Source organism: Humibacter sp. (assembly GCF_035547335.1).
Classification (GTDB): domain Bacteria; phylum Actinomycetota; class Actinomycetes; order Actinomycetales; family Microbacteriaceae; genus Humibacter.
The window spans coordinates 42,731-49,583 of the sequence record NZ_DASZVF010000081.1; the positions used below are offsets into that span (position 1 = coordinate 42,731).

Here is a 6,853-nt window from a genome sequence, read left to right on the forward strand (position 1 = left end):
GGCTGAACCGGGTGCGAAAAAGGGGCCGGGCCCGAAGGCCCGACCCCTTTCGAGATCGCTGAGCTGGTCGAGATCTCGACAAGCTCGATCTGAGTCGTTCGGGCTCAACGCGCCGTGCGCATTGAGCCCTGCGGACTCACTTGATGATCTTGGTCACCGTTCCGGCGCCCACGGTGCGGCCACCCTCACGGATGGCGAAGCCGAGGCCCTCCTCCATGGCGATCGGCTGGATCAACTCGACCGTCATGTCGGTGGTGTCGCCGGGCATGACCATCTCGGTGCCCTCGGGCAGCGAGATGACGCCCGTGACGTCGGTGGTGCGGAAGTAGAACTGCGGACGGTAGTTCGCGTAGAACGGGTTGTGACGTCCACCCTCGTCCTTGGACAGGATGTACGCGGTGCCCTCGAACTGCGTGTGCGGCGTCACCGAACCCGGCTTCGCCACGACCTGACCGCGCTCGACATCCTCGCGCTTGGTGCCGCGGAGCAGCAGACCACAGTTCTCACCGGCCCACGCCTCGTCGAGCTGCTTGTGGAACATCTCGATACCCGTGACCGTGGTCTTCTGCGTCGGGCGGATGCCGACGATCTCGACCTCGGAGTTGATGGCGAGCGTGCCACGCTCGGCGCGGCCCGTCACGACGGTGCCACGACCGGTGATCGTGAAGACGTCCTCGATCGGCATCAGGAACGGCTTGTCGCGGTCGCGCACCGGGTCGGGGATCGACTCGTCGACGGCCTCCATCAGGTCGAGGATGGACTGCGTCCACTTCTCGTCGCCCTCGAGGGCCTTGAGGCCGGACACGCGCACGACGGGCGCGTTGTCGCCGTCGAAGCTCTGGCTCGACAGGAGGTCGCGAACCTCGAGCTCGACGAGCTCAAGGATCTCCTCGTCGTCGACCATGTCGGCCTTGTTCAGCGCCACGAGCAGGTAGGGAACGCCGACCTGCTTGGCGAGCAGCACGTGCTCACGCGTCTGCGCCATCGGGCCGTCGGTCGCCGCGACCACGAGGATCGCGCCGTCCATCTGAGCGGCACCGGTGATCATGTTCTTGATGTAGTCCGCGTGACCCGGGGCGTCGACGTGCGCGTAGTGGCGCTTCGGAGTCTCGTACTCGACGTGCGAGATGTTGATCGTGATACCGCGCTGGCGCTCCTCGGGAGCGGAGTCGATCGATGCGAAGTCACGGGGGACGTTCACATTCGACGGGTACTTGTCAGCGAGAACCTTGGAGATCGCCGCCGTGAGCGTCGTCTTTCCGTGGTCGACGTGACCGATCGTTCCGATGTTGACGTGCGGCTTGGTCCGCTCGAACTTGGCCTTAGCCACTGTGGGTCCTCCTCAGGACTCTCGTGTAGAAGCTGCGGGCGGCATGGACCGACCGGACATTCTACGGGGATCGTGTATATGTTACGGGATGTTGCTGGCGGGTCGCTCGCTGAGCGTCCCGTTGCCCTTCGCCAGGCTCAGGGCACGGAAGGTGCTACTCGCCCTTGGACTTCTGGATGATCTCGTCGGCCACAGCCTTCGGGACCTCCGCGTAGCTCTCGAACGACATGGAGTAGACGGCACGGCCGGAGGTCTTCGAACGAAGGTCTCCGATGTAGCCGAACATCTCCGACAGCGGGACGTGCGCGCGCACGACCTTGACGCCCTGCGCATCCTCCATGGCCTGGATCTGGCCGCGGCGGGAGTTCAGGTCGCCGATGACGTCGCCCATGTACTCCTCGGGCGTGCGCACCTCGACGGCCATCAGCGGCTCGAGCAGCACGGGGCTGGCCTTGCGGGCAGCTTCCTTGTACGCCATCGAACCGGCGATCTTGAACGCCATCTCGGACGAGTCCACCTCGTGGTAGGCACCGTCGAGCAGCGTCGCCTTGACGCCGACGGTCGGGTACCCGGCGAGCACGCCGACCTGCATGGCATCCTGGATGCCCGCGTCGACCGAGGGGATGTACTCGCGCGGAACGCGGCCACCAGTGACCTTGTTCTCGAACTCGTACGTGGTCTCGGCGGTGATCTCCAGCGGAGCCAGCGAGATCTGCACCTTCGCGAACTGACCGGAACCACCGGTCTGCTTCTTGTGGGTGTAGTCCAGCTTCTCCACGGTCTTGCGGATCGTCTCGCGGTAGGCCACCTGGGGCTTGCCCACGTTGGCCTCGACCTTGAACTCGCGCTTCATGCGGTCGACGAGGATGTCCAGGTGCAGCTCGCCCATGCCGCCGATGACGGTCTGACCGGTCTCCTGGTCCTGCTCGACGCGGAACGTCGGGTCCTCTTCTGCGAGCTTCTGGATGGCCGTTCCCAGCTTCTCCTGGTCGGCCTTCGTCTTCGGCTCGATCGCGACCTTCAGCACCGGCTCCGGGAACGTCATGGACTCGAGCACGATCTGGTGCGCCGGGTCGCAGAGGGTGTCGCCGGTCGTGGTGTCCTTGAGGCCGATCACGGCGTAGATGTGACCCGCGGTCACGGAGTCCACCGGGATCTCCTTGTTGGCGTGCATCTGGAAGATCTTCCCGATGCGCTCCTTCTTCTGCTTGGTCGAGTTGATGACCTGCGCGCCGGAATCGAGGTGACCCGAGTAGACGCGGATGTAGGTCAGACGACCGAAGAAGGGGTGCACGGCGATCTTCGAGACGAGCGCGGAGAACGGCTCTGCGGCATCCGCGTGACGCTCGAGCACCTTCTCCGGGTCACGCACGTCGTGGCCCTGAACGGCAGGCACGTCGAGCGGGCTCGGCAGGTAGTCGACGACCGCGTCGAGCATGGGCTGCACGCCGCGGTTCTTGAATGCGGAACCGCACAGCACGGGGTAGATCTCGTTGTTCACAGTGAGCTTGCGGATGGCCGCCTTGATCTCGGGAACCGTGATCTCCTCGCCGCCGAAGAACTTCTCCAGCAGCTCGTCGCTCGTCTCCGCGACGGTCTCGAGCAGCGCGGCGCGGTACTCCTCCGCCTTCTCCTTGAGGTCGGCGGGGATGTCCTCGATCTCGTAGTGGGCGCCCATGGTGACATCACCCTTGGCGTCGCCCGGCCACACCAGCGCGCGCATCTCGATCAGGTCGACGACACCGACGAAGTCGTTCTCGCTGCCGATCGGGAGCTGAAGCACCAGCGGCTTGGCACCGAGGCGGTTCACGATGGTGTCGACCGTGAAGTAGAAGTCGGCGCCCAGCTTGTCCATCTTGTTGACGAAGCAGATGCGCGGAACGTTGTACTTGTCGGCCTGGCGCCACACGGTCTCGGACTGGGGCTCGACGCCCTCCTTGCCGTCGAAGACGGCGACGGCGCCGTCGAGGATGCGCAGCGAGCGCTCCACCTCGACGGTGAAGTCCACGTGTCCGGGCGTGTCGATGATGTTGATCTGGTTCTTGTTCCAGAAACAGGTCACGGCCGCGGACGTGATGGTGATTCCGCGCTCCTTCTCCTGCTCCATCCAGTCGGTGGTCGAGGCGCCGTCGTGCGTCTCGCCGATCTTGTGGTTGACGCCCGTGTAGAACAGGATGCGCTCGGTCGTGGTGGTCTTACCGGCATCGATGTGCGCCATGATGCCGATGTTGCGGACCTTCTTCAGGTCGGTGAGCACGTCTTGTGCCACGGGGATTCCTCCGGAGAAAGATTGGTGTGGGTTGCCGGCCGGACAAGCCGGCGCGCGGGGCGGGGAAAGGGCATCCTGCCGCCCCGTGCGTCTGACTGTTACAACCGGTTACTGGCCGGATTTGTTCCGTCCTGGCCGGTGCGCCACTACCAGCGGTAGTGGGCGAACGCGCGGTTGGACTCGGCCATCTTGTGCGTGTCTTCGCGACGCTTCACGGCGGCGCCGAGACCGTTCGAGGCATCCAGGATCTCGTTCATGAGACGCTCGGTCATCGTGCGCTCACGACGGGCCTTCGCGTAGCTCGTGAGCCAGCGCAGCGCGAGGGTGTTCGCGCGGTGCGGCTTCACCTCGACGGGCACCTGGTACGTCGATCCGCCGACGCGGCGGCTCTTGACCTCGATGGTGGGGCGCACGTTGTCGAGCGCCTTCTTGAGCGTGGCGACGGCATCCTGACCGTTCTTGGCTGCGACACCCTCGAGCGCGTCGTAGACGATGCTCTCTGCGAGGGACTTCTTACCGTCCTTCAGGATCTTGTTCACCAGCTGGCTGACGACCGGAGCACCGTAGACCGGGTCTGCGATGACGGGACGCTTGGGAGCGGGACCCTTGCGAGGCATTACTTCTTCTCCATCTTCGCGCCGTAGCGGCTGCGAGCCTGCTTGCGGTTCTTCACGGCCTGGGTGTCGAGCGCGCCACGGATGATCTTGTAGCGCACACCGGGCAGGTCCTTCACACGACCGCCACGCACGAGCACCATCGAGTGCTCCTGCAGGTTGTGACCCTCACCGGGGATGTAGGCGGTGACCTCGGTGCCGTTGGAGAGCTTGACGCGAGCAACCTTGCGGAGCGCGGAGTTCGGCTTCTTCGGCGTGGTCGTGTAGACGCGCGTGCACACGCCGCGCTGCTGCGGGTTGGCCTTGAGGGCCGGCGCCTTGGTCTTCGAGACCTTCGGCGTGCGGCCCTTGCGGACCAACTGCTGAATGGTTGGCACTATTTCTCCTAGTTGCGCTGCACGGTGACAGCATTGATGATCTTGTTCACATCACGACCCACCGGATGCCGCAGAAGAGCGGCAGCTTCAGTGTGGTGGGTATGCCGTGGGGGTAGCCCGCGAATGCAAGGCTCCCTAGAGTGTGGTTTCGGATTGAGCCGGTTCCTCGTCCGCCTGCTCGGCGGTCACGGTCCTAGCGCGCTCAGAGCGCACACCCGCAATATTCTACTCGATGCCGTGTGCCGTAACAAATGCGCGCCGACGCTGCGGACCCGGCGCCGACCCTACCCAGCGGGCGCCAACCGTACCCAGCGGGCGCCGAGACTACGAAACGGCCGTGGAGACTACGGAACGGGTGTCGAGGCTACGGCGCGGGCCACGAGACTAGGCACCCCGACCCGAGTCTCGGCATTAATTCCGTAGTCTCGCCTGCGGTCGTGACCCGCATCCGTTCCGTAGTGTCGGCATCCGCGGCGCGCGTCGAGAGAAGCGCTGCGGACTCGCTCGCCGGAGCGCCGTTGTCCAGGAACGCCGTCCTCCACGGGCGCGGTCGCACACAAGCGCGTTGCCCACAGGAGCGGTTGTCCACAGATCGAGCTGGAGACGCCGAGCGCGGATCGCGGTCCACCAGCATCGGGAGGTGGCCGCGTTCGTCCCGTCTCCCGTCGCCCTCCTGCTCGCCGGTCGCACGCCGGCCGGAAAGCCGCTGCACCGGAACACGTCTCTCACGCGTGTGCATTCGCGCGTGTACGCGAAGAAGGAGGAATGGGATGCCCTGGCACCCTGGGATCGATACTTGGCGCGCGTGCACGCCGTACGTCTGATTCGGCCGGGATCGGTATTCTGCCTCGAGTCGTCAGCGGCCCTGCTGGGCCTGCCGATATTCGGCGAGCCGAGGTACGTTCATGTCTTCAATGAGTGGCCCGACGCTCATTCGACGTCCTCGGCAGGACTCGCGTTCCACACGTTCATCGATGAACGGGCGATCACCGTGAAAGATGAAGGAGCGGTGGTCGACGTGGCAGACACGGTTCTCGACCTGTGCCGGGTCTTGCCACCTGCGTTCGCGTTAGCCGTCATGGACGCCGCGCTGCGAAGTGCCGCACCCGGTGTCACGAGATCCGCCTTGTTGGAGCGAGCGCGCGGACAGACGTGGAAGCGCGGCATCCGCCGACTCGAATGGGTTCTGGCAGAAGCGAACCCGGTAGCGGAGTCCGTAGCCGAATCGGTCGGACGCGCCGTGATCGGCTGGCTGGGCTACCCCCGACCGGACCTGCAGACGGAGTTCCGGTACGAAGGCGCCATCGATCGCGTCGACTTCTACTGGCGGGCTCAGCGCGTCATCGGCGAGTCCGACGGGTACGCCAAGTACCGCACCGGCGATATCGAAAGGTCCGAGAGCCGTCTCGTTTCCGAGAAGCAGCGCGAGGACCGCCTTCGGCGACACGAAGCAGGCTTTGTCCGTTGGAGCTTCAGCGACGACGTGCACCCGGAACGCCTTGACCGCAAGCTCCGGTGCGCAGGCTTGCAGCCGATCCGCCCGCAGGATACCGGGATGCTGATGACACTGAGACGCAATCCCCGGTAGCGGTAGCGGTAGCGGTAGCGAAGACGTCGAGACTAGAGGTGCCGAATCGAGACTACGGATATCAGCCCTAGTCTCGGCGCGGATTCGTAGTCTCGGCGATCGTTCCGTCGGAGACGCGGCAACCGGAACGTCCGTGCCGTGAGCGAGCAGACGATCCGGCAAGCACAAGACGTCTGCTGTGAGGCGACCCGGAAACGCTCGGCGCCAGGACCGCACAACTCGAGCAGACGCGACTCAGCTGGGCGACATCGGCGAGACCATGCTGCAGTTCTTCGATGCGATCGCCACCACAGCTCGATTCGTGGGCACGCCTGCCGACCGACTGGTCGTCCGCGCCGCATGACGTCGCCGAAAACAGCAGCTGTCATCCGATGCAGCAGGATTTCCGCTGTATTCGACGCGAGAGCGCGAACACTGCTGTTTTCGGCGCGTGGCAAGCCAGCGCGGCGCGGGGCGGCGAGCGCGGCTCAGCGCGGGCGTCAGCACCGGGTGCCGCCGCGCCGGGTGCTACCGCATGCGCGGCGGCATCCGCGTCGGCGCCGTTGCCACGTTGCAATCCGCAAGAGGACGCGCCGCTAACGTGGTCGCCATGCGATTCGGAACTTTTCTCCCCCAAGGCTGGCGCTTCGATCTCGTCGGGATCGACCCGAGCGAACAGTGGCCGACCATGCGCCG

The 6,853-nt window shown here is 65.2% G+C and carries 5 protein-coding genes; 1 reads left to right on the forward strand and 4 read right to left on the reverse strand.

Annotation, left to right across the window (positions count from 1 at the left end; genetic code table 11):
- Positions 1-136: 136 nt before the first annotated feature.
- From tuf to rpsL, 4 genes are all read right to left on the reverse strand, one after another.
- A complete protein-coding gene (gene tuf / locus VHB92_RS16445; protein ID WP_325454851.1) occupies positions 137-1,330 on the reverse strand; it encodes an elongation factor Tu in 1,194 nt (397 codons plus the stop codon).
- A 154-nt stretch (positions 1,331-1,484) separates the two neighbouring features.
- Entirely contained in the window at positions 1,485-3,599 is a 2,115-nt protein-coding gene (gene fusA / locus VHB92_RS16450; RefSeq protein WP_325454852.1) for an elongation factor G, read from the reverse strand.
- Between the two features lie 146 nt (positions 3,600-3,745).
- On the reverse strand, positions 3,746-4,216 hold the full coding sequence (gene rpsG / locus VHB92_RS16455; protein WP_325454853.1) for a 30S ribosomal protein S7: 471 nt from the start codon (positions 4,214-4,216) through the stop codon (positions 3,746-3,748).
- Positions 4,216-4,590 carry a 30S ribosomal protein S12 gene (gene rpsL / locus VHB92_RS16460; protein ID WP_170024989.1) on the reverse strand — a complete coding sequence of 125 codons (375 nt, stop codon included), beginning with the start codon at positions 4,588-4,590 and terminating at the stop codon, positions 4,216-4,218. Before rpsL ends, rpsG begins: the two co-directional genes overlap by 1 nt.
- Positions 4,591-5,386: 796 nt before the next feature.
- Here rpsL and VHB92_RS16465 point away from each other — a divergent pair.
- Positions 5,387-6,178 (forward strand): hypothetical protein, encoded by a 792-nt coding sequence (locus VHB92_RS16465; RefSeq protein WP_325454854.1) that lies wholly within the window; start codon positions 5,387-5,389, stop codon positions 6,176-6,178.
- Positions 6,179-6,853 lie beyond the last annotated feature (675 nt).

Coding starts and splice junctions, on each gene's coding strand:
- rpsG (WP_325454853.1), bottom strand. CDS start 4,216: ATGCCTCGCAAGGGTCCCGCTCCCAAGCGTCCCGTCATCGCAGACCCG.